This is a genomic window from Corynebacterium intestinale (genome assembly GCF_023574125.1).
GTDB classification, from domain to species: domain Bacteria; phylum Actinomycetota; class Actinomycetes; order Mycobacteriales; family Mycobacteriaceae; genus Corynebacterium; species Corynebacterium hesseae.
Map to the genome: position 1 here is coordinate 1 of NZ_JAMKFF010000014.1, position 21,914 is coordinate 21,914.

The window sequence follows — 21,914 nt, forward strand, 5'->3', positions numbered from 1 at the left end:
TGTCCAAAAAGTCTTGAGACATCACGACAAGGAAGTCTTTGGACTCCGTGACCAAAAACTATCTGGACTCCCCGTCCAAAAAGCCATTAGACTCCGTGTCCAAAAACTCCATAGACATCACAAGATTGGGCTAGCTCCGCTTCGCTGTGCGCGCCGTCCTTCGATGAGCCAGCTAATGAAGCGGCAGGAGCAAGCAGACCAGTGCGCGATGAGGAGCAACGGGATGCTGAGCGCGATGACGTCGAGAAGCTCCGAGCCATTCACCAGCGCTACTTGGTGCCCACCCATGCTGACCGTCCCGGGCGGGAAGGTGCAGGCCCACCATGCGGGCGAGTAGTCCACCCAGCGAGCCACATTGGGGTAGAAGGTGATCATGGCATAGAGCGCGAGGGGGACGGCGATCACCATAGCGGTCAGCCCGTAATAGACGGAAACATGACCGGGGTAGAGGATCTGCATCGCGGTGGTGGATTGGCCCACCACGCCCAGCGGAACCCAGGCGGTAGCTGAGTTGGCCCCGGAGAGATTTACCTTGCCGTGCCAAGCGGCCCAATACACGCGGATGAAGGTGGGGACCGCGGTAGAGATCGACATGACGAAAAGAATGGTGCCCATGACGTGGTAGGCATGCCCGTAGTCGAGGGCGAGGAAGCCAGCCACGGAGGAGGAAATCATAGGGCCAACCAGCGGCAGGCCCCAGGTAAAGCGCGGCTGGCCGTCGAAGCGGGTGAGCTGGATGGCCCAGGTAATGACGGTGACGGGGCCGCCGATCCAGAAGCCGACCAGACGGAAGGCGCCTATGCCAGTCAAGCCCGACAGAGCTGCGCCAAGAGCCAAGATGCCGATGAAATACATGGACCACTCAGCCATGGAGGTTCGCGCAAAGCTGGGCTGGCGGTATTGCGCAAAGCCAACCGTCAGCACGAGGAGAATAATGCAGGATAGCGCTGCGAAAACGGCGGAGCCTGTCAGCATGCCCTCCTCAACGAGCAGACGGGAGACGATGGAGGTTCCCATGAGGCTGCCGCCCCATGCGGGCCCGGGCGGTGGCAGTTGGCGGAATCTGTCAGTCACAGCTGGAATGGTAGCCATCCCACTGCATTTCGGCCCCATTGATCCGCATAATTGGGCCGTGAGATTGCACCCTGTTGCGCTCGGCAGTAGGGGAGGGCACACAGGATGTGCGTGGGCGGTTGACTTCACCGTCGGCAGCGATGCTCACTGCGTAATACGACGACGGGCCCCGACGGTTCATGTGAATCGTCAGGGCCCGGATCGGATACAGAGCTGGCGTAGAGCTAGGCTCTAGCAGTCGTAGTACATCTCAAATTCCTGCGGAGTCGGACGCAGGCGGACCGGCGCAATCTCGTTCTCGCGCTTGTAGTTGATGTAGGTCTCGATGAGGTCCTCGGAGAAGACATCGCCCTCGGTGAGGAAGTCGTTGTCTTCCTCGAGTGCTGCGATGGAGGCCTCCAGGGAGGTCGGTGCCTGCGGGATGGAGGCGGCCTCTGCCGGCGGCAGCTCGTAGAGGTCCTTATCCACCGGAGCGTGCGGCTCAATGCGGTTCTTGATGCCATCGAGGCCCGCCATCATCATGGCAGCGAAGCCGAAGTAGGGGTTGCCCGACGGATCCGGAGCGCGGAACTCGATGCGCTTGGCCTTTGGGTTGGAACCGGTAATCGGAATACGGATAGCAGCCGAGCGGTTGCGCTGCGAGTACACCAGGTTAATCGGCGCCTCGAAGCCCGGAACCAGGCGGTGGTAGGAGTTTAGGGTGGGGTTCGTGAACGCCAGCACAGCCGGTGCGTGGGCCAGGATGCCGCCGATGTAGTAGCGAGCCATGTCGGACAGACCAGCGTAGCCAGCCTCATCGTGGAAGAGCGGTTTGCCGTCCTGCCACAGGGACATGTGGGCGTGCATACCGGAACCATTATCGCCAGCCAGCGGCTTCGGCATGAAGGTTACGGACTTACCAAACTGCTCAGCGGTGTTCTTGATGATGTACTTGAAGGTCTGAATATCATCAGCCGCGTGCAGCAGGGAGTTGAAGCGGTAGTTAATCTCGTTCTGACCGCTGCCCACCTCGTGATGGAAGCGCTCGATGGTGAAACCAGCTTTCTGCAGCTGCTCCACCATGGCATCGCGGACTTCGCCGTGCTTGTCGACGGGTGCCGTCGGGAAGTAGCCGCCCTTCACGCGAGTCTTAAAGCCGGTGTTCGGGGTGCCGTCGAAGTTGGTCTCAGAGCCGCGGTTCCACCAGCCCTCGTCGGTATCAACCTCGTAGAAGCCGTTGTGGACATCGGTGCCGTAGCGAACGGAGTCGAAGATGTAGAACTCAGCTTCAGCGCCGAAGTTACAGGTATCCGCGATGCCGGTGGAGGAGAGGTATTCCTCGGCCTTGCGGGCGATGTTGCGCGGGTCGCGGCTAAAGGGCTCCAGAGTGAACGGGTCGTGGACGAAGAACTTGATGTTCAGGGTCTTCGCGGTGCGGAAGGGATCCACGAAGGCAGTCTTCGGATCCGGCAACAGCGTCATATCGGACTCATCGATGGTGGTGAATCCGCGGATGGAAGAGCCATCGAAGGCGAGGCCGTCGGCGGCTGCGTCTTCAGTAAATTCCTCGGCCGGAATAGAGAAGTGGTGCTCTGTGCCGGGGACGTCCGTAAAGCGGATGTCAACGAACTTGACGTCCTCTTCCTTGATGAATGTGATGACGTCCTGGATTGTCTCAAAGGACACGGTGGTCTCCTGTTGGTTGACGTGTAGTACTCCCGACTAGTTTACAGGTATTGGCTGCATCACTGGGACGCGTGGGCACCTGAAGGCAAAATTTCTGCTCGGGATGGACGGCGGCTAGATTGGTGGGCATGGCAGATAACAACGATGGCATCGGGTCGAGGCAGTGGCCTGGGCAGGCATTGGGCTTGCCCAAGGAGGGGCCAGGTGCCCTGGCGTCGGTAATGCGGCGTACGTTCGGCGTGTTAATTGACTGGATTTTGGCCATGATCATTGCCAACGTTCTCGAGCTCTTCACCGATAATCTCGGTGGCCCTGCCTTCTTGGGTTATGCAGTGTGGGTGGTCATGGGCATCGTGTGTGGTTGGCTCTTCGCCCGCACCCCGGGAATGGCGTTGCTCGGTATGGGTGTGGCGCGCCTTGATGTCCCAGGCACTTCCGTCGGCCTGTGGCGTGCGGTGGTCCGTACTTTGCTGACCGCCGTGCTGTTTCCTGCAGCGATGGTCGACGCCGACGGTCGCGGCCTCCACGACCGCGCCACCGGCACCGCCGTCATCATGGCCTAAGTCTTGTCCGGTGCCAACCGGGCCGTGTCCACAACAAACCACACGTGGGATGGAGCAGATGGCGTCCAGCAAACGGCACCTAGCAAAAGGCATCTGTTGAATGGCGTTTTTGAGGTTAAAAACGCCATTTAGGCGCAGACGGCGTTTTCAGAGCTAAAGACGCCTTTTGGTAGGCACCATTTAGCTAGAGCTGTTGGTACAAGCGATAAAGCTGCTGGGGTGCGTGAGGCAACTAGGCCGGGAGGCTTCGAAGGCAACGAAAAGGGTCCCTTCCGAACTCTCGGAAGGGACCCTTGTTGTGCTTGGAGCTAGTGGCTTATTTGCCGCCCTTGCGCTCCTGCATACGGCGCATACGGCGGTTCATGCCCGCCATGTTCTGAGCCTGGCGGGGCATCGGGCCCTTGGGTAGACCAGGGGTGGTGCCCGGCAGATCATCCATGGCCTCGATGCGGCGAATGTTGTCGTAGGTTTCGTTCTTGTTGTAGTTGCGCGGCAGCTTCATAATGTGGCTGCGCAGTTTGGACACGGGAACCTCGTCCTCGCCATTGCCCACGAAGACCTCGTACACCGGCACGCCGCCAGCCATGCGGTCCACGCGCTTCTTCAAGCGGTTAAGAGTAGGGCCGACGCGCTTGCGGTCGCCCTCGACGACGAAGATGACGCCGGAGTTGCCGATAACGCGGTGGATAAGGTCCTGCTGGCGGGTAGCGGCCACACCCGTCTTGACCTTCCACACCACACCGACGGTGTTGCGCAGCTGCTGCTCCAAGGCCCAGCCGGCGGCGCCAGGCTGATCCTCCACCTTCTTGTACATATCGCGCTCGAGGCGGCGGGTAAACAGGAACATGGCCAGGATGGCGCCGATGCCCAAGCCCAGGATGAGCATGAACCACTCGCCGTTGAAGAGCATGCCGATTAGGAAGAAGAGCAAGCCCATGCCCAAGAAGGCAGCCAGCATGATGGGGATGAGCGCCTTATCCTGCTTGCGCTGCATGTTGAACGCTTGCCACATCTGTGACCAGTTCTGCTTGCGCTGAGCACGCTTGGCCGCGCGCTCCTGCTTCTTCGCTTCCTTGAGCGATGCCTTGTCGTCGTTAGCCATGGCTCCTACTTTAGAGGTCAGAGGGTCAAAAAGAGAATCGAACTAGCGAATAGTGGACGCCGCAGAGTTCGGGTTCGCTGCACCGGCCGGGGTCTTAACCATGCGCGTGGTCACCGGAGTCTCCTCGGAGGGGCCGTACTTCTCCAGAAGCGTGGAGGCCTCCTGGGCGGTAGCACCCTGGGAAGTCTCAGCCAAGTGCTTCAGGTTCTCCGGAAGCTCGAGGCCGCGGGCCTCCATAGCCTGCACGTAGAGGCGGCCAGCGCGGTAGGAGGAGCGCACCAGCGGACCGGACATGACGCCGCCGAAGCCGAGCTCCTTGGCCAGCTTGGAGTGCTCCACGAACTCCTCTGGGCGTACCCAGCGCTCGATGGGGTGGAAGCGCGGACCGGGGCGCAGGTACTGGGTAATCGTGATGATGTCGCAGCCGACCTCGCGGAGATCGCGAAGGGCTTCCTCGATCTCCTCGGCGGTTTCACCCATGCCCAGGATGAGGTTGGACTTGGTGATCAAACCAAAATCGTGAGCCTGGCGGATGACGTCGAGTGAACGCTCATAGCGGAAGGCCGGGCGGATGCGCTTGAAGATGCGCGGCACCGTCTCCAGGTTGTGGGCGAAGACCTCAGGGCGGGCTTCAAAAACCTCTTGGAGCAAATCCGGCTTACCGGAGAAATCCGGGGTGAGGTTCTCCACGCCGGTATTGGGGTTGAGCTCATGAATCTTGCGCACAACCTCGGCGTAGAGCCAGGCGCCCTCGTCGGGAAGATCATCGCGGGTCACGCCGGTGATGGTGGTGTAGTTGAGATCCATCTCCTGGATGTTCTCGGCCACGCGGCGCGGCTCGTCGCGGTCCAATTCCTCCGGCTTGCCGGTGGCGATATCGCAGAAATCGCAGCGGCGGGTGCACTTGTCACCGCCGATGAGGAAGGTGGCCTCGCGCGATTCCCAACACTCGTGGATATTGGGGCAGCCGGCCTCCTGGCACACGGTGTGTAGGGAAGCTCCGGATACGCGGGATTTCATGTCCTCATAACCCGGTCCGGTGCGAACCTGGTTGCGGATCCAGCGTGGCTTCTGTTCGATGGGCGACTCCGCATTTTTCTTCTCAATGCGGAGCATCTTGCGTCCTTCAGGCTTAACAGTCACGGAACCTCACTTTACGCGTTGGGGTTAGCTCTTCCTAATACAAGTCCTGCGAGAGCCGGGTTTATTCCACCGAGGGTATGTATCTTCTATTTTCCCTCTGCTGCTTTGCGGGCTTGGCGTGCCTTCTCGTTGGCCACCTTGATGGGATCAGGCGCCGAGGCGAAGGTGTGGTCGGCCACGGTGAGTTCGCCTGAGAGGGCTTTGAGGAGGGCGTCGAGAAGCGGCGCTTCCGCTTCTTGAATGGTGACCTCGCGGCCAAGCTCTAGCGAGAGGGTTGACACGTCGGCATCGTCGATGCCGCAGGCGACGATGTGCTCGTAGTATTCCAGGGTATTGGTGCAATTGAGGGCGAGGCCGTGCATGGTTACACCGCGGGTAACGCGGATGCCCAAGGCGCCCAGTTTGCGGTCGCGCTTCGGGGCGGACGGATCGGCGGCGCAGGTGGTGGAGGGGACCCACACGCCGGAGCGGCCATCGATGCGCCCGGCGGTGCTCACTCCGAGTTCGCGGACGGCTTGGATGATGGCTTCCTCGAGGCGGCGGACGTAGTCAACGACGTCGACCGGCTCGGCCAGCTTAATGATGGGGTAGACAACCAGCTGGCCCTCGCCGTGCCAGGTGATACGCCCGCCGCGGTCGACGTCAATGACCGGCAGGCCGTTATCGGGCATATCCTCCGGCTGCGTGCGCTTGCCGGCGGTGTAGACGTTGGGGTGCTCAACCACGAGGATGACATCACCCTGCGTGCCCGCTGCCCGCGCTGCGGCGAGCTCGGCCTGGAGATCCCAGGCCTCTTGGTAGCCCATGCGGCCCAAGCGGCGGATCTCCAGTGGCTCGTCGGATGCGCGAATAGAGCGGTTGGCGGGAAAGAAAGGTTCGCGGGGAGCAGTCATGGATACCCATGCTAGTCCCCGCGAAGATTCAGCCAGACAGGGGCTGAATACGTGCTGTTCAGACGCAGATTTAGGCCACGCCGTTGGCGGAGGCGTACTCCTCAGCGGTCATCAGCTCGCCAGCTTCGGTGACCTCGACCTCGAAGAGCCAGCCCTCACCGAAGGGGTCGTTGTTGATGACGGCGTAGTCATCGTGCACACCCTCGTTGACGGCGGTCACGGTACCGGTGACCGGGGAGTAGAGGTCAGACACGGACTTGGTGGACTCCACCTCGCCACAGGTCTCGCCGTGCTCGACGGTATCGCCCACGGCCGGCAGCTCGGCGAAGACGACCTCACCCAAGCGGTCGGTGGCTACGGAGGTGATGCCGACGCGGACGGTGGAACCGACAACGGAATCAGCAGCTGCGTTAATCCACTCGTGGTCCTCGGAGTAGGAAAAATCGGAAGGAAGATTAGCCATGAGAAGGGATGTCCTTTCGGTAGATGGATTCAGTAGTGGAGTTTACTTCTCGCGCTTGTAGAAGGGCAGCGCGGACACTTCGAAGGGGTAGCGCTTGCCGCGGATGTCGATCTCCACGGCGTCGCCGGCCTCCAAGCCTGCGGCGGTATCGATGAGCGCGAGCGCGACAGGGTGGCCCAGGGTGGGGGAGGGCTGGCCGGAGGTCACCGTGCCCACCTTGTTCTCACCGAAGAAGACCTCCGCTCCGGTGCGCGCGGCGCGGCGCTGCGAGGAGACCAGGCCGGAAATAACGGCCTGCGGGCCCTCCTCGGCGCGTTGGCGCAGCACCTTTGCACCCACGAAGTCCTGCTCCTTCTTGGCAAAGGCGCGGGACATGCCGGCCTCCACCGGGGTGATATCACGGGTGAGCTCGTTGCCGTAAAGCGGCATGCCAGCTTCCAAGCGCAGGGAGTCGCGCGCGGCCAGGCCGCAGGGCTTGATGCCGTATTCCTCGCCGGCCTTGAGAAGCTCTTCCCATAGCTCCGGAGCATCGGAGTTATAGACGATGAGCTCGAAGCCGTCCTCGCCGGTGTAGCCGGTGCGGCAGATGAAAGCGTACTTGCGCGCCACCTTGCCGGTCATGGCGGCGTAGTAGGGCAGGTCCATCACTGCCTGTTGCTTGGTGTCCTCCACCAGCGGGACGAGGATCTCCAGCGCCTTCGGGCCCTGGACAGCAATCATGGCCACATCGCGGGACTCGTTCTTCAGGTCTACGTCGAAGCCCTTGGCGCGCTCGTTGAGAGACTCCCACACGGTATCGGCGTTGCCAGCATTCGGCACGACGAGGAACTTGGTCTCCTCCAAGCGGTAGGTGATGAGGTCATCCATGATGCCGCCATCCTCGGCGCAGATCATGGAGTACTTTGCCTTGCCCACCTTGAGGGGAACCAGGTTGGAGATGAAGCAGTAGGACAGGAACTCGGCGGCGTCCGGGCCGTTGACCCAGATTTCACCCATGTGGGACAGGTCGAAGAGGCCCGCAGCATTGCGCACTGCGCGGTGCTCCTGAAGCTCGTTGTCATATTTCAGCGGCATCTCCCACGGCCCGAAGGGCGTGAAAGTGGCGCCGCGCTTCTCATGCTCAGCGTGCAGCGGGGAGTGCAGGTAGTCAGTCATTGATTAAACCTCCTGGTTCTCGTCGGAGTAGTCAAAAGCCTCTGGCGGCGGGCAGGTGCACACCAGGTTGCGGTCACCATAAGCCTCGTCGATGCGGCGCACCGGCGGGAAGTACTTGTTGGCGCGCAGCGAAGTTACCGGGTAGGCGGCCTGCTGGCGGGTGAAGGTGAAATCCCACTCGTCGGCCGCGACGGACTCGGCGTTGAACGGGGCATGGTGGATGACGGAGTCCTCGTAGGCCACCTGGCCGTCGATGATCTCCTGGATTTCGGCGCGGATGGAGCGCATGGCCTCGATGAAGCGGTCCAGCTCACCCAGGTCCTCGGACTCGGTGGGCTCCACCATGAGGGTGCCGGCCACCGGGAAGGAGAGGGTCGGCGCGTGGAAACCGTAGTCCACGAGGCGCTTGGCCACGTCGGCAGCGGTGACGCCGGAGGCGTCGGTCAGCTCGCGCAGGTCAAAGATGCACTCGTGAGCCACCAGGCCGGCATTGCCCGTGTAGAGCACAGGGAAGGAATCCTTCAGGCTCTGCGCCAGGTAGTTCGCGCCGAGGATGGCGTGGCTCGTGGCCTCCGTGAGTCCTTGGGCACCAATCATGGCCAGGTAGGACCAGGAAATTGGCAGCACGCCGGCGGAACCGTAGCGCGATGCGGTGGACGGTACACCGGTGGTCTCCGCAGTCGGTTGCGAGGGATCCAGCTTGGGATCATTGGCATCCGACGGCAGGAAGGGCACCAAGTGCTTGGCGACGCCCACCGGGCCCACACCCGGGCCACCGCCGCCGTGCGGGATGGTGAAGGTCTTGTGCAGGTTCAGGTGGGACACATCGCCGCCGAAGGCACCCGGACGGGCCCAACCGGCTAGCGCGTTCATGTTGGCGCCGTCGATGTAGACCTGGCCGCCGGCCGCGTGGACCTTGTCGCAGACCTCGCGTACCTCGGGGTCGAAGACGCCGTGGGTGGAGGGGTAGGTAATCATGATGCCGGCGATGTGCTCGCCATGCTGCTCAATCTTGGCGTCGAGGTCGGCGAGGTCAATCGAGCCATCGTCCGCGGTCTTGACCACGACGACGCGCAGGTTGGCCAAGGTGGCCGAGGCCGCATTGGTGCCGTGCGCGGAGGCCGGGATGAGGATGACATCGCGGCCGTGATCGCCGTTGGCCACGTGGTAGCGGCGAATGGCCAGAAGGCCGGCCAGCTCGCCCTGGGAGCCGGCGTTGGGCTGGATGGAGACCTGGGCGTAGCCGGTAATCTCGGCGAGCCAGGACTCGAGTTCGTCGATCAGCGCGCGCCAGCCCGCGGTGGTCTCCTCCGGGGCATACGGGTGGATGCCGGCGAATTCCGGCCAGGAGATGGGCTCCATCGCGGCTGTGGGGTTGAGCTTCATCGTGCACGAGCCCAGAGGGATCATCGTGCGGTCCAGGGCCAGGTCCTTATCCGCCAAGGTGCGCAGGTAGCGCAGCATCTGGGTCTCGGAGTGGATGGAGTTGAAGATCTCGTGCTGCAGCGGGGCCTCGGCGCGCTGGACGGAGGACGGAATCTCGAAGGAGCCAGACGCGGCTGGCTCGGAGTTAGCGGAGGACTCGGCGCCGAAGGCGGCGGCGAGGATGTTGACATCCTCGTTGGTGGCGGACTCGCCGAAGGAGACCGAGACCTTGTCCGAGCTGATGGTGCGCACCAGGTAGCCCTGCTCCTGAAGCTGGGTCTTGATGGCCGCGGCATCCACGCCGGTCACGGTCACGGTGTCGAAGAAGTCGCGGGAGACAATGTCCTTGCCCGCGTCGGTGACGGCCGCAGCGAAAGTAGAAGCGCGGTCGTGGACGCGTTGCGCGATGACCTTGAGGCCCTCAGGCCCGTGGTACACCGCGTACATGGAGGCCACGTTGGCCAGAAGTGCTTGGGCGGTGCAGATGTTGGAGGTCGCGCGCTCGCGGCGGATGTGCTGCTCACGAGTCTGCAGTGCGAGGCGGTAGGCGGGGCGGCCGGCGGCGTCCTTCGACACGCCCACGATGCGGCCGGGCAGCTGGCGCTTGAGCTTGTCCGTAACAGACATGAAGGCCGCGTGCGGGCCGCCGAAGAAGAGCGGCACGCCGAAGCGCTGTGAGGATCCGAGAACCACGTCCGCGCCCATCTCGCCGGGGGCTTCCAAGAGAAGCAGTGATAGGGGGTCAGCCACGACGGCGGCTAGGGCGCCGCGGGTGTGGAGCTCTTCGATGGCGGCGCGGGGGTCGACGATATCGCCCTCGGTTCCGGTGTAGGCCAGAACGGCGCCGACGAGGTCTTCGCCGACGATGCCATCGCGGACATCAGCAATCTCGACCTCGAGCTCGATGGCGCGGGCGCGCTCGGCGGCGACGGCGAGAACCTGCGGGTGCAGGCGGGAATCGAGCAGCACGCGGCGGCCCTTCTTCACCGCGCGGGCCATGAGGCCGACAGCTTCGGCGGTGGCGGAGGCTTCGTCGAGAAGCGAGGCGTTCGCGATGGGAAGACCGGTCAGGGACTCAATCATGGTCTGGAAATTGAGCAAGGCTTCGAGGCGGCCCTGCGAAATCTCCGGCTGGTAGGGCGTGTATGCGGTGTACCAGCCGGCATCCTCCAGCAGCCCGCGGCGGATGACCGCCGGGGTGAGAGTATCGGAATAACCCTGGCCGTAGAAGGACTTCAGCACGACGTTCTGGGAGGCGTACTCGCGCAGCTTCGCTTGCGCGTCATCTTCGCTCAAAGCCTCCGGGAGGTTCAGCGTCTCGGTGGCGCGGATGGAGGTGGGCAGGGCGGCATCGACGAGTGCCTCCACGCTGTCATAGCCCACTGCCTTGAGCATCGTCTCACGCTCGGCCGCATCAGGCCCGAGGTGGCGAGAGATGAAATCCATGTGTTTTATCTCCTTTGTGGCGTTAGTTTGTGTGACCTAAACTGCCCCCAAGTATAAGGCGTAGGCCATGACATTAGCCCCGGTTACCCCTGACATGGAGGCGCAGCGCTACGGCGGTCGCTACCGCGACGGTGAGGCCGATGACGAAGGCCGTGGAATAGCCAACGGCAGGGCCCAAAAGTGACAGGATGAAGGGGGCAAAGAAACCCAGATAAGTCAGTGAATAAAACACCCCCGTCGCTGCGCCGAGCTCCTCTGCGTCGGCGATGGCTTGGGTCTCCGCGAGTCCGCTGAGCATGCCGATTCCATAGGAGCTGCCCATGATGATGGCCGCGATAGGCAGGAGAAAAACTGCCCAACCATGATGAGCCGCAGCGAGGACGGCGAGGCACAGTGCCATTCCTACTGCGGCCAGCGCCATGCCGTGGAATGAGGTCACACGGATGCGGCCGGCCAGTTGCTGGATAACCACGCCGCTGCCCATAGTGAGAAGCGCGCACAGGCCGGCGACAAGAACGGGGTGGCGTAGGTGCTCGCTGAGCTGCGCGGGCAGGAATACGAAGGCGGTGGTGGCGGAGCCGAAGACCCATGGTGCGTAGGCCACTACCGGTAAGTAGTGGGGAGTAATCAGGCTGGTCGGGACAAATGAACGGCGCCTCGAAGCTGACTGTGTAGATCTCGGTTCCGGCACCGTCCACACGAGTGGGACCACGATGAGTGCTAGGCCGATGTGCAAAAGATAAGGCACAACGGTGGGCCAGGGGAGGAACTCGGCGGCGATACCAGCCACGCCGGGTGCTGATGCGAAACCGGCCGACAGGGCTATGGAGGAACGCTTGGCTCCAACGCTCAGGTGTGTGCTGAGCTCCTTGATCCAGGCTGCGCCGGAAGACATAGCGAGGCCCACGGCGGCACCGGCGCACAGGCGGCCGATCAACAAGGGGAGGAAGGCGCCGCCTGCGCCGCTAAGGAAAACGAGGGAACCGGCAGTGGTGGTGAGGACAGCTGGACGCATGATGGCGCGGCGCCCTAGCGAATCCGAAAGCGGACCACCGATGAATAGAGCGACCATGATGCCGAGGGCGTAGATGCCAAAAAGGAAGGTTGTTTGCAGAACCCCGAGGGAGGTGGTGGTTTGGTAGACCACGACCATGGGAGCGAAGAGATTGGCGCCGCAGGCGACGAGAAACATACCGAGTGCGACGCGAAACCACTTTTGCGAAACCATGCGGCTCAGTCTAGTGTGCTGGGTCACAGTTGTCGGGTCTTGGTGGCAAGACGGTTAAAGAAAACGTGCCTAACTGACAAAGTTGGCGCCGATCTCTGAGGATCTGAAGGAAACTTCGTCAGTTTTGGAGGGGTAGCGGTTCCTCTGAGCGATGTCACCGAGCTGTGTTTGTGGGATGGAGGAAAGCAGGGCGAAAACGACGAAGCTCCCCCGCCGCAGTGGCGGGGGAGCAAGCCTAGGGCTTAGCTCTAAGGCTTAGAGGTCAAGGTCAGCTTCGAAGTCCGCGGTTTCGAGGCGGTCCTTGATGGTCGTGATGAAGCGACCAGCGTCGGCACCGTCGACCACCTGGTGGTCATAGGTGAACGGCAGGTAGCACATCTGGCGGATAGCGATGGCGTCCTGGCCGTCCTCGGTGACGACAACCGCGCGCTTGGTAATAGCGGCGGTGCCCAGGATGCCGGCCTGCGGCGGAACCAGAATCGGGGTATCCAGCAGGGCGCCCTCGGAGCCAATGTTGGTCACGGTGAAGGTTGCACCGGTCAAATCGTTCGGCTTGAGCTTGTTGTTGCGTGCCTTGTCAGCCAGCTCGGCGATCTTCTGAGCGATCTCCGGAAGCGTCAGCTCCTGAGCCTTGTGGATGACCGGGGTGAGCAGGCCCTTCGGGGTGTCTACGGCGATGGCCACGTTGACGTCAGCGTGGTAGGTCATCTCCTTGGTCTCCGGGTTGTAGGAAGCGTTGACGTTCGGGTGGGACACCAGTGCCTCAACGGTTGCCTTCACGATGAACGGCAGGAAGGAGAGGTTGGCCTCGTACTTGTCAATGAACGCCTGCTTGGACTGCTTGCGCATATCCCAGATGGCAGTCATATCGACTTCCTGGACGTGGGTCAGCTGAGCGGAGATCTGGAGGGCCTCAACCATCTTGGACGCCGTGATCTCGCGGATACGGTTGACCTTCTGGGTGGTGCCGATGAGCTCCTGCTTCTCCGGATCCACGGACTTGGTGGACCAGCGAGCACGCGGGCTGCTGGAAGCGGCCTTAGCGGAGGAAGCCGGTGCCTCACCCTCGCCAGCAGCGGCCAGCACGTCCTGCTTGCGGATGCGGCCGCCAACACCGGTGCCAGAGACGGTGGAGAGATCCACGCCGTGCTTCTCAGCCAGCTTGCGTACCAGCGGAGTGACGTACGGGACGTTGTCACCGTTATTGACCTTCGTAGAGGTCTCGGAAGCCTTCGGCTCAGCGGACGCGGCCGGCTTCTCGTCCTTCTTCTCAGCCTTGGCCTCGGACTTCTCCTCGGCCTTCTTGTCGGCCTTTTCCTCTGCCTTCGGCTCTTCCTTCTTCTCGGCCTTTTCTTCCTTGGCCGGGGCGGCGGAGCCGTCGCCGATGCGGGCGATGACTGCGCCGACGTCGACGGTGTCGTCTTCCTCGGCGAGGATTTCAACGAGGGTGCCGGCGACTGGGGACGGGATTTCGGTGTCGACCTTGTCGGTGGAGACCTCGAGGAGTGGTTCGTCGACCTCGACGGTGTCGCCGACGGACTTCAGCCACTGGGTGATGGTGCCCTCGGTGACGGACTCACCGAGTTCCGGCATCTCTACGTCGGTGGCATCACCAGAAGCAGCAGGAGCCTCGGACTTCTCCTCGGCCTTTTCCTCGGCCTTTTCCTCTGCCTTCGGCTCTTCCTTCTTCTCGGCCTTTTCTTCCTTGGCGGCAGGCTTCTCGGAAGCGGCGGCGGAGCCGTCGCCGATGCGGGCGATGACGGCGCCGACGTCGACGGTGTCGTCTTCCTCGGCGAGGATTTCAACGAGGGTGCCGGCGACCGGGGACGGGATTTCGGTGTCGACCTTGTCGGTGGAGACCTCGAGGAGTGGTTCGTCGACCTCGACGGTGTCGCCGACGGACTTCAGCCACTGGGTGATGGTGCCCTCGGTGACGGACTCACCGAGTTCCGGCATTTCCACGTCGGTGGCATCACCAGAAGCAGCAGGAGCCTCGGACTCAGCGTCCTCAGCAGGCTTGTCCGGGGTCTCCTCGGCCTTCTCGGAAGAATCCTCCGACTCCTCAGCAGCCGGTGCGGACTCGCCCTCGTCACCGATGATGGCGATGACCTCGCCCACGTCTACGGTGTCATCTTCCTCTGCCTTGATTTCGAGGATGGTGCCGGCGACCGGGGACGGGATTTCGGTGTCGACCTTGTCGGTGGAGACCTCGAGCAAAGGCTCGTCGACCTCAACGGTGTCGCCGACGGACTTCAGCCACTGGGTAATCGTGCCTTCGGTTACAGATTCGCCCAGTTCGGGCATCACAACAGAGTGTGCCATAAGTATTAAGACTCCTCGAAAGTTGGAATTATTGAAACGCTAGTGTTCGATTCTACAGCGTGTTTATAAAAGGCGCGCACGGGTGGGGTGAATTAGGGCATCCTCCGCACGAAGGGGATGAAGGATGCCTCCGGTAGGCTAAAGAGCCATGTTCAACCCCTTCCGCCGCAACAGCTCTAAGTCCCAGCTGCGCCCGCCCCGCGCACCGGGGGAGACGATTCGCGCAGAAGACGCCCGGGAGCTTCAAACCTGGGCACAGGGACGCGCATATATCGAGGCCTTCGTTGAGCCGGAAACCGTGGTCAACGAGATGTCCGTGGTCGTAGTTGATGAGAACGGCGCCTTCATCCGCCGCCGTATCGGCGGGCCGAAAGGGATCGATGCGGTAGCCAAGCTGCTTCGATGCGATGTCTATGACGTCGAGGAGACCGGCTATCCGCAGCGCATGCGCGAGCGCATTGAACGCGAGCGCATCCTGCGCAAGAGGGAAGAGCAACGTGAACGCCGCGAGCGCTTTGAGCAGCGCCAGCAGCAGAATAAGGACTAGTCCTTCACGATGGTTGCGCCCGCATCCGCGAGCTCGGCAAGCGCGGCGGCGCCACGGGACTCATCGACAGGCGCGCAGTAGTGTGCCAGAACGCGGACGGCGAAGCCTTCCTTAACTGCGTCGAGCGCCGTGGCCCGCACGCAGTGATCGGTGGCGATGCCAACGATGTCCACGGCGGTGATGTTGTGCTCGCGCAACCAGTCTGCCAATGACACACCATCGGCCGCGCCTTCGAACCCGGAATACGCAGCGGTGTATTCGCCTTTGCGGAAGTAGGCTTGGGCGGCGCCGATGGATTCGTGCATGGCGGCACCAAAGGAATCAGCAACGCAGTGCACTGGCCAGGAATCGACGAAGTCGGGCGATCCGGAAAAGTGGCTGCCCGGATCGATGTGCCAGTCCTGGGTAGCCACGACGGTGTCATAGCTGGGCTGAAGGGCACCGATACGGTCAGCCACCTCGTTGCCTTTTTCGGTGGCAAGTGCGCCGCCAGGGCAGAAGTCATGTTGGACGTCAACGATGATGAGTGCAGGCTTCATACGCGGTAATTCTATAGGCTGGATGCCGATGAAATCACCGATTCCTTTTTATCTACAAAAAATCCTCGACCGTGTTCACGACCACGATTCTGGCGAGGTCGCGGACTATATCCCAGAGCTGGCCAGCGCAAACCCTGAGCAACTCGGCGTAGCCCTGTGCTCTGTGACGGGGCACCTGTACAGCGCTGGCGATGCGGAGAACCGCTTTACCATCCAGTCCATCTCCAAGCCCTTCGTCTACGCGCTGGCGCTGCAGGAGCTGGGGCTCGATGAGGTCCGTGAAGTCGTCGGCCTAGAGCCCTCCGGCCAGGCCTTTAACGAGCTTTCCCTGGCAAAGGATCACCGCCCAGTGAACCCGATGATCAACGCTGGTGCCATTGTGGTCAACCAGCTCATCAACGGTGTGGACTCCAGCGTGGAGGACCGCGTGGAGAAGATTCGTTCCTTCATTTCAAAGCTGGCGGGGCGCGAGGTGGACGTCGATAAGCGCCTGTGTGACTCCGAGCTCGAGCACGCCGAACGAAACCTTTCGCTCGCGCACATGCTGCGTTCTTATGAGATCATTCAGGACGATGCCCACGACGCAGTTCTGTCCTACACCTCGCAGTGCGCGCTGTCGGTCGACGTGCGTGACCTCGCCGTCATGACCGCGACCTTGGCCAATGGCGGGCGCCAGCCGGTGACGGGGGAGAAGATTCTGGACGCCGACGTGTGCCGCATGACCTTGGCAGTGATGAGTTCCTGTGGCATGTATGACGGCGCCGGGCGTTGGATGGCGGAAGTGGGAATCCCAGCTAAGTCGGGTGTGGCCGGCGGGCTCATTGGTACGCTGCCGGGGCAGATCGGTGTGGCGACGTTCTCGCCGCGCCTCGATGAACAGGGCAATAGCGTGCGCGGCACCGCGATTTTCCGCGAGCTTTCCTCCGATATGGGCCTGCACCTGATGTCCACTGAGAACCGATTCGGTGTTCACCCGGTGCGCAGCGTCGATGAGGATGAAGAGACCGCGATTATCCGACTGCAGGGCCACATCAATTTCACCGCTACGGAAGCCATCCTCCACGAGCTGGAGGAGCGCCAATTCTCTGGCAAGCGCCTAGCGCTGGACTTCTCGCAGGTTTCCGGCCTGCACACGGTGGGCCGGCGCATGCTCAAGGAGGGCCTGCGCCGGTTGCGCGAGGGCGGCAACGAGGTGGCGCTTGTCGACGATAACGGGGTCGTCACCGACCGCGCCATGTCCGACGGGACTGTCCTCCCGCTGGCGGACAAGGAGGACTACGTCATCGCCGGCGAAGAGGTGTGAGCGGCCTGAAGCCGCTCACACGACGGGCCTAGTCAAAGCCGCTCTGATCTAGGCTTCGGCAATCTCGCGCAGGGTTGCCACCACGGTGCGCACCGGCACACCGGTGGCGCGCTTCGGGGTGTAGCCGCGCGGAGCGGAACCGTTCCAGGACGGGCCGGCGATATCGATGTGTGCCCACTCGATGCCTTCGCCTACGAACTGCTTGAGGTACGTGCCGGCGAATTCCATGCCGCCCTCGCGCTTAGCGTTGATGTTGCGGATATCCGCGGCCTGGGACTTGATCTCCTCGTCGTGCTCCTCCAGCAGCGGCATCGCCCACGCGTTTTCGCCCACCTCGCGGCCGATTTCGGCGATGCGATCGCGGAAGACCTCGGAGCCCATAACGCCCGCGGTGCGGGAGCCCAGCGCCACGATCTGTGCGCCGGTAAGAGTGGCGGTCTCGATGAGGTAGTCGGGCTTGTCCTCGCTGGCGCGCGCAATGGCGTCGGAAAGCACGAGGCGGCCCTCGGCGTCGGTGTTGAGCACCTCTGAGGTCAGGCCACCGTAGTGGGCAATGACATCGCCCGGGCGGGTGGCGCCAGAGCCCGGCATGTTCTCAGCCAGCGGCAGGGTAGCGGTGATCTGGACCGGCAGCTTTAACTTGGCAGCCGCGATAATGGTGGCAGCCATGGCAGCCGAGCCGCCCATATCCGAAATCATGTCCCACATACCGTTGCCCGGCTTCAGGGAAATGCCGCCGGTATCGAAGGTGATGCCCTTGCCCACGAGAGCCACGTGCTGCTTGGCCTTCTTGGGCTTCCAGCTCAGGCGCACCAGGCGCGGCGGGCGGGCCGAGCCCTTACCCACAGCCAAGATACCACCGAAGCCCTGCTTTGCCAGCTGCTTTTCATCGAGCACCTCGACGTCAAGCCCGGCTTCCTTGGCCTGGCTGGAAATGATGGCGGCGTAGGACTCCGGGTAGAGCTCGTTCGCCGGGGTATTCACCAAGTCACGGGTGAACAAGACAGACTCTGCCACGGTGCGAGCGGCCTCGAACTCCTCGGAGGCGGACTTATCAGCCACGACGACGAAGGTTGCCGGCTGTTCCTTCTTAGTGAGCTCGGTGGAGCGGATGCCGCGGTAGGCGTAGCCGCCAAGGATGAGGCCTTCGACGGCGGCGCTCACACCGAAGTCCGCGAGGGTGGTCACGATGGTGCCCACGCCAGTGGTGGCACGGGCGGCGCTGCCCGCGGCGCGGCGCAGTGCTTCATCGTCGAGTTCCTCGACGCTGCCCAAACCCAACGCAATGACCTGTGCGGCGCCCGCCTTTTGCGGGGCGGGGACCTTCACGATTTCCCCAGCCTTGCCCGTCGCCCCCACTGCGGTGAGGGCCTCATACGTCGAGCGCAGCGCCGAGGAGCCGAGCAGGGAGGTACCCGGCACCTCGAGCCCATCCTCGCCAGCAAAGGTTGCGATCAACAGGGCGTCCGCCTGCTTGGGGGCCTTCTTGGCCAGCTTAACGGTGGGGAAAGAGCCGCGTGCGGGCAATTCGAACGTGGTAGAAGCCACGATGTCCTCCTTGAGAAAAGTGACAATGGGATACTCCTCACACCCTACCCGTGTCCATGATGTGGAACGCGGATGGGCGATGCGCCCAAGGGGTGACTACATGGCTAGGGCATTTCTGCATATCTATAGGTGTTGGGGGAGTACGCTATGAAACATGTTGAATTACACCGTGACGCGAACTGAAAACCCCACCTCCCCGGAGCGCCTGCAGGAGATTTTGGCGAACCCGGGCTTTGGTAAGTACTTCACCGACCATATGGTGACGATTGACTGGACCGAGGACAAGGGATGGCACGACGCGCAGGTGCGCCCTTACGCGCCGTTCAGTATGGATCCGGCGTCCACCGTATTCCATTACGGCCAGGCTATCTTCGAGGGCATCAAGGCCTACCGTCAGCCCGATGGCAGCATCGCCACCTTCCGCCCGGAGCAGAACGCGCAGCGTCTGCAAGCTTCCGCGGAGCGCATGGCCATGCCGCAGTTGCCGGAAGAGGAGTTCATTGAGTCGCTGCGCCAGCTTGTCGACGTCGACCAGGCCTGGGTCCCCGAGGCCGGTGGCGAGGCAGCGCTGTATTTCCGCCCCTTCATGATCGCCACCGATGTGTCCCTGGGCGTGCACCCGGCACACTCCTACCGCTATGTTGTCATCGCTTCCCCGGCCGGCGCGTACTTCTCCGGCGGCATCAAGCCGGTGTCCGTCTGGCTATCCACCGACTTTGTTCGCGCCGCCCCCGGCGGCACCGGTGCAGCTAAATTCGCCGGCAACTACGCGGCCTCCCTGCTGGCGCAGGCGCAGGCAGCGGAGAAAGGCTGCGACCAGGTGGTGTGGTTGGATGCCATCGACCGCACCTACATCGAGGAGATGGGTGGCATGAACCTGGCCTTCGTCTACGGCGAAGAGGGCAACCAGACTCTGGTAACTCCGGCGTTGTCGGGCTCGCTGCTTCCGGGCATTACCCGCAAGTCCCTGCTGCAGGTGGCCGAAGATATGGGCTTGAAGGTCGAAGAGCGTCGCATCACCTACAAGGAGTGGGAGCAAGACGTTGCTTCCGGCGCGATGGTGGAGGCCTTTGCCTGCGGTACCGCTGCCGTCATTACCCCGGTGGGCCACGTCATGGGCACCGATACTGACTTCCACATCAACAACGATGAGGCAGGGGCCACGACGATGGCTTTGCGTGAGCGCCTCACCGGTATCCAGCGCGGGTCCGTTGAGGATACCCACGGCTGGCTGCACACGCTGGTGGAGGCTTAGAGCGCAATTCGCTTAGGCAAGCTCGGCGGCCAGCTGCACCAGCGGCAGGGCCGCGAGCGCGCCGAGGGGGAAGCCTTCGCTCAGGTTTAAATCGAGCAGCGGTTCAATCCCGAGCTCCCTGAGTGCGAGGGCATACGCCGGTTCGGGGGTCGTGCTTCCCGCACGCAGCCAGCCTTTCACGCCGGGGGCACTGCGCTCGGCGAGGACGGCGGCGGTGGCGGCCAGGGGGCCGTCGATAAGCACCGGCGTCCGCCGCGCCGTGGCTTGGGCGATGAAACCCACCAGCGCTGCCACACTCGGGGTACCGATGGTCTGCACAACTTCCCAGCCTTCCAGGTTGCGGGCGCGGAACATGGAGTCCCGCACAATGCTCACGCGGGTCTTCCACTGCGCATCCGTAATACCGCTGGCAAGCGTATTCGTCCCCACGATGGCCACCGGTTCGGTGTGGGTAATCCGGCCCATAAGGCTTGCGGCGACGGTCGCGTCATCGATGCCACGAGCCGACGCTATGAGTAGATCCGAACCGGAATCGATCTCGCGATCTGCGGTGGCCATGCCCACATCGATGAAGGACTCGAACTCCGCGGGAGTCATGGCGGCGGAGGTGGCGCCAGGCTCAGGGCTGGTGGACTCTGCGCTGGTGCACTCGACGAAGTCTATGCCTGCCCCTGCGCGCTGCGCAGCGCTGAAGATGTTCTCGCGCCACCGTTCCTCATCAGCAGGGGAGTGCTGCGTGAGCTCGTCGTCGGTGGTGTGCGTCGCGATAGCGGGATTGCTGAGAAAGACAATCGCACGAGGGCGCTGAAGGGGCTTAGCCTGCTGAGAATCCTGGGCTGCCGCCAACCACGCGGCAATCTCTGCCACGCGGTTTGGTTGTGCTGCGGTTGCAGGGCGCAGCTGGGGAACGGCGGTGAATTCAGGCATGTGTCCTCCGGTCTAGACGGTGGCTCCGCGCTCCACCTGCGGGCGCGGGGTGCGCCACTTACGCGGCTGGGAGGCGCGGGAGTACGCGTAGAAGCCTAGGCCAAAACCGGCCTCGGTGGTGCCGGGGAACTTGAGGCGTACGGCGTTATTGCACTTGCGCGCGAGCCAGAAGCCCTCGACCGCGAAGACCACGATGACCGCCATGGCGCCGATAGAAATGATCTGGGACAGGCGCGGATCCCGGGTGCTGACGAACATGAGCACCAGCAACACGATGGCAAAAGGCATGACCCACTCGTTGATGAAGCGGCGGGAATCTACCCAATCACGCACGTAGCGGCGGACCTCGCCCTTATCGCGGGCGAGTAGGTAGCGCTCGTCGCCAGCGGCCATGCGCTCCTGTGCCACCTTGTTGCGCTCGCGGGACTCTTGGCGCTCTTTGCGCTTGTATTCCTTCCACTCCTGCTTGGACATGGAAGCCTTGAGCTCCTTGCGGTGCTGGTAGCGCTGCGCCTCCGACATTCCTCGGGGATCGCGCTTGACGCCGCGGGCGATTTCCTGCGCATCGCGCTTGGGCGTAGGGCGGCCCTTCGGCGGCGTGTAGCCCTTGCGGTGCGGTTTCTCGGCGGCGGGTTGCTCTTCCGGCGCCGGGGTTTGTTCGGCGGGTGAAGAGGTCTTGTCATCTTTTTGCCACGGAAGTTTCACGCTGTTTAGCGTACAAGGTCGCATGGACATACTGGGAATAGGCCCGCGGGAGCCGGCGTTGAGGAAAGAGAGCACGACACTGTTCTACTGCGAGGCATCCTTTCTTCCTCTCCTGTGAGGGGGTAGGGTGGGCTCCAGAAAATTCCGTATATATAAGAGGAGAAACCATGACCGCTCCCGCGTCTGCAACCGGAGTTATCCTGACCGAGGCCGCTGCTGCCAAGGCAAAGTCCTTGCTTGAGCAGGAAGGCCGCGATGATCTCTCGCTGCGCATCGCTGTCCAGCCGGGTGGCTGCGCTGGCCTGCGCTACCAGCTCTACTTCGATGACCGCACTCTGGATGGTGACAAGGTGGACACCATCGGCGGCGTTAACCTCGTCGTAGACAAGATGTCCATCCCGTACCTCACCGGTGCCAAGATTGATTTCTCCGACACCATTGAGGCACAGGGTTTTACCATCGATAACCCCAACGCTGGCGGTTCCTGCGCTTGCGGTGACTCCTTCAATTAAAGTCACATAGACGATATGCCGAAGCCCTCGCCACGTGGCGAGGGCTTCGCTTTTTATTCTTCAATCTTCTCGGTACCGGGTTCCCGGTACCGTTTCCTA

The 21,914-nt window shown here is 62.6% G+C and carries 19 protein-coding genes; 5 read left to right on the top strand and 14 right to left on the bottom strand.

All coding sequences use genetic code 11. The features are described from left to right. Window positions 1-117 precede the first annotated feature (117 nt). Window positions 118-1,074 carry an SLAC1 family transporter gene (locus tag M5J06_RS11875; RefSeq protein ID WP_496197097.1) on the bottom strand — a complete coding sequence of 319 codons (957 nt, stop codon included), beginning with the start codon at window positions 1,072-1,074 and terminating at the stop codon, window positions 118-120. A 231-nt stretch (window positions 1,075-1,305) separates the two neighbouring features. After that, a complete protein-coding gene (gene glnA, locus M5J06_RS11880; RefSeq protein WP_070519765.1) occupies window positions 1,306-2,739 on the bottom strand; it encodes a type I glutamate--ammonia ligase in 1,434 nt (477 codons plus the stop codon). Between the two features lie 128 nt (window positions 2,740-2,867). On the opposite strand from glnA, the gene M5J06_RS11885 reads away from it, so the two are divergent. Next, a complete protein-coding gene (locus M5J06_RS11885) occupies window positions 2,868-3,302 on the top strand; it encodes an RDD family protein (RefSeq protein WP_250224739.1) in 435 nt (144 codons plus the stop codon). Between the two features lie 316 nt (window positions 3,303-3,618). On the opposite strand, the gene M5J06_RS11890 is transcribed toward M5J06_RS11885, so the two are convergent. The 8 genes from M5J06_RS11890 to sucB form a co-directional block, all read right to left on the bottom strand. After that, entirely contained in the window at window positions 3,619-4,404 is a 786-nt protein-coding gene (locus tag M5J06_RS11890) for a DUF4191 domain-containing protein (protein ID WP_070519767.1), read from the bottom strand. A 42-nt stretch (window positions 4,405-4,446) separates the two neighbouring features. After that, window positions 4,447-5,520 carry a lipoyl synthase gene (gene lipA / locus M5J06_RS11895; protein WP_070519769.1) on the bottom strand — a complete coding sequence of 358 codons (1,074 nt, stop codon included), beginning with the start codon at window positions 5,518-5,520 and terminating at the stop codon, window positions 4,447-4,449. Window positions 5,521-5,633: 113 nt separating this feature from the next. Next, window positions 5,634-6,440, bottom strand: a complete 807-nt coding sequence (gene lipB / locus M5J06_RS11900; protein ID WP_070623297.1) for a lipoyl(octanoyl) transferase LipB — start codon at window positions 6,438-6,440, stop codon at window positions 5,634-5,636. Between the two features lie 70 nt (window positions 6,441-6,510). Then, window positions 6,511-6,903 (bottom strand): glycine cleavage system protein GcvH, encoded by a 393-nt coding sequence (gene gcvH / locus M5J06_RS11905; RefSeq protein ID WP_070562740.1) that lies wholly within the window; start codon window positions 6,901-6,903, stop codon window positions 6,511-6,513. A 42-nt stretch (window positions 6,904-6,945) separates the two neighbouring features. After that, window positions 6,946-8,058, bottom strand: coding sequence for a glycine cleavage system aminomethyltransferase GcvT (gcvT, locus tag M5J06_RS11910; RefSeq protein ID WP_250224740.1), 1,113 nt, complete (start codon window positions 8,056-8,058; stop codon window positions 6,946-6,948). Between the two features lie 3 nt (window positions 8,059-8,061). Next, a complete protein-coding gene (gcvP, locus tag M5J06_RS11915) occupies window positions 8,062-10,929 on the bottom strand; it encodes an aminomethyl-transferring glycine dehydrogenase (protein WP_250224741.1) in 2,868 nt (955 codons plus the stop codon). 73 nt (window positions 10,930-11,002) lie between these two features. Continuing rightward, window positions 11,003-12,157, bottom strand: coding sequence for an MFS transporter (locus M5J06_RS11920; RefSeq protein WP_250224742.1), 1,155 nt, complete (start codon window positions 12,155-12,157; stop codon window positions 11,003-11,005). Window positions 12,158-12,412: 255 nt separating this feature from the next. Beyond that, the gene (gene sucB / locus M5J06_RS11925; protein ID WP_250224743.1) at window positions 12,413-14,479 is read right to left on the bottom strand and encodes a 2-oxoglutarate dehydrogenase, E2 component, dihydrolipoamide succinyltransferase; all 2,067 of its coding nucleotides are present in this window, start codon (window positions 14,477-14,479) and stop codon (window positions 12,413-12,415) included. A 148-nt stretch (window positions 14,480-14,627) separates the two neighbouring features. Between sucB and M5J06_RS11930 the strand changes: the two genes are divergently transcribed. Next, window positions 14,628-15,026 (top strand): oxidoreductase, encoded by a 399-nt coding sequence (locus tag M5J06_RS11930; protein WP_070519782.1) that lies wholly within the window; start codon window positions 14,628-14,630, stop codon window positions 15,024-15,026. Here M5J06_RS11930 and M5J06_RS11935 read toward each other — a convergent pair. Further along, entirely contained in the window at window positions 15,023-15,565 is a 543-nt protein-coding gene (locus tag M5J06_RS11935; RefSeq protein ID WP_250224744.1) for an isochorismatase family protein, read from the bottom strand. The genes M5J06_RS11930 and M5J06_RS11935 overlap by 4 nt on opposite strands. Before the next feature lie 28 nt (window positions 15,566-15,593). Here M5J06_RS11935 and M5J06_RS11940 point away from each other — a divergent pair, with 28 nt between their 5' ends. Continuing rightward, window positions 15,594-16,868, top strand: a complete 1,275-nt coding sequence (locus tag M5J06_RS11940) for a glutaminase (protein WP_070623286.1) — start codon at window positions 15,594-15,596, stop codon at window positions 16,866-16,868. 48 nt (window positions 16,869-16,916) lie between these two features. Here the strand turns inward: M5J06_RS11940 and M5J06_RS11945 are convergent, their stop codons facing one another. After that, complete coding sequence (locus M5J06_RS11945; RefSeq protein WP_250224745.1) at window positions 16,917-18,416, bottom strand: leucyl aminopeptidase; 1,500 nt, start codon at window positions 18,414-18,416, stop codon at window positions 16,917-16,919. A gap of 154 nt (window positions 18,417-18,570) precedes the next feature. Here M5J06_RS11945 and M5J06_RS11950 point away from each other — a divergent pair, with 154 nt between their 5' ends. Next, on the top strand, window positions 18,571-19,671 hold the full coding sequence (locus tag M5J06_RS11950; protein ID WP_250224746.1) for a branched-chain amino acid aminotransferase: 1,101 nt from the start codon (window positions 18,571-18,573) through the stop codon (window positions 19,669-19,671). Between the two features lie 12 nt (window positions 19,672-19,683). Here M5J06_RS11950 and M5J06_RS11955 read toward each other — a convergent pair whose 3' ends face one another. Both M5J06_RS11955 and M5J06_RS11960 read right to left on the bottom strand, forming a co-directional pair. Further along, window positions 19,684-20,598: a nicotinate-nucleotide--dimethylbenzimidazole phosphoribosyltransferase gene (locus tag M5J06_RS11955; RefSeq protein ID WP_250224747.1), complete on the bottom strand. Its 915-nt coding sequence runs from the start codon at window positions 20,596-20,598 to the stop codon at window positions 19,684-19,686. A gap of 12 nt (window positions 20,599-20,610) precedes the next feature. Beyond that, the gene (locus M5J06_RS11960) at window positions 20,611-21,303 is read right to left on the bottom strand and encodes a DUF3043 domain-containing protein (RefSeq protein WP_070533389.1); all 693 of its coding nucleotides are present in this window, start codon (window positions 21,301-21,303) and stop codon (window positions 20,611-20,613) included. 167 nt (window positions 21,304-21,470) lie between these two features. On the opposite strand from M5J06_RS11960, the gene M5J06_RS11965 reads away from it, so the two are divergent. Then, on the top strand, window positions 21,471-21,815 hold the full coding sequence (locus M5J06_RS11965) for a HesB/IscA family protein (RefSeq protein WP_070512402.1): 345 nt from the start codon (window positions 21,471-21,473) through the stop codon (window positions 21,813-21,815). Window positions 21,816-21,914 lie beyond the last annotated feature (99 nt).

Excerpts from the sequence above, each read along its gene's own strand:
- M5J06_RS11885 (WP_250224739.1), top strand. The coding sequence starts at position 2,868 with ATGGCAGATAACAACGATGGCATCGGGTCGAGGCAGTGGCCTGGGCAG.
- M5J06_RS11890 (WP_070519767.1), bottom strand. The coding sequence starts at position 4,404 with ATGGCTAACGACGACAAGGCATCGCTCAAGGAAGCGAAGAAGCAGGAG.
- lipA (WP_070519769.1), bottom strand. The coding sequence starts at position 5,520 with ATGCTCCGCATTGAGAAGAAAAATGCGGAGTCGCCCATCGAACAGAAG.
- lipB (WP_070623297.1), bottom strand. The coding sequence starts at position 6,440 with ATGACTGCTCCCCGCGAACCTTTCTTTCCCGCCAACCGCTCTATTCGC.
- gcvH (WP_070562740.1), bottom strand. The coding sequence starts at position 6,903 with ATGGCTAATCTTCCTTCCGATTTTTCCTACTCCGAGGACCACGAGTGG.
- gcvT (WP_250224740.1), bottom strand. The coding sequence starts at position 8,058 with ATGACTGACTACCTGCACTCCCCGCTGCACGCTGAGCATGAGAAGCGC.
- gcvP (WP_250224741.1), bottom strand. The coding sequence starts at position 10,929 with ATGGATTTCATCTCTCGCCACCTCGGGCCTGATGCGGCCGAGCGTGAG.
- M5J06_RS11920 (WP_250224742.1), bottom strand. The coding sequence starts at position 12,157 with ATGGTTTCGCAAAAGTGGTTTCGCGTCGCACTCGGTATGTTTCTCGTC.
- sucB (WP_250224743.1), bottom strand. The coding sequence starts at position 14,479 with ATGGCACACTCTGTTGTGATGCCCGAACTGGGCGAATCTGTAACCGAA.
- M5J06_RS11930 (WP_070519782.1), top strand. The coding sequence starts at position 14,628 with ATGTTCAACCCCTTCCGCCGCAACAGCTCTAAGTCCCAGCTGCGCCCG.
- M5J06_RS11935 (WP_250224744.1), bottom strand. The coding sequence starts at position 15,565 with ATGAAGCCTGCACTCATCATCGTTGACGTCCAACATGACTTCTGCCCT.
- M5J06_RS11940 (WP_070623286.1), top strand. The coding sequence starts at position 15,594 with ATGAAATCACCGATTCCTTTTTATCTACAAAAAATCCTCGACCGTGTT.
- M5J06_RS11950 (WP_250224746.1), top strand. The coding sequence starts at position 18,571 with ATGTTGAATTACACCGTGACGCGAACTGAAAACCCCACCTCCCCGGAG.
- M5J06_RS11955 (WP_250224747.1), bottom strand. The coding sequence starts at position 20,598 with ATGCCTGAATTCACCGCCGTTCCCCAGCTGCGCCCTGCAACCGCAGCA.
- M5J06_RS11965 (WP_070512402.1), top strand. The coding sequence starts at position 21,471 with ATGACCGCTCCCGCGTCTGCAACCGGAGTTATCCTGACCGAGGCCGCT.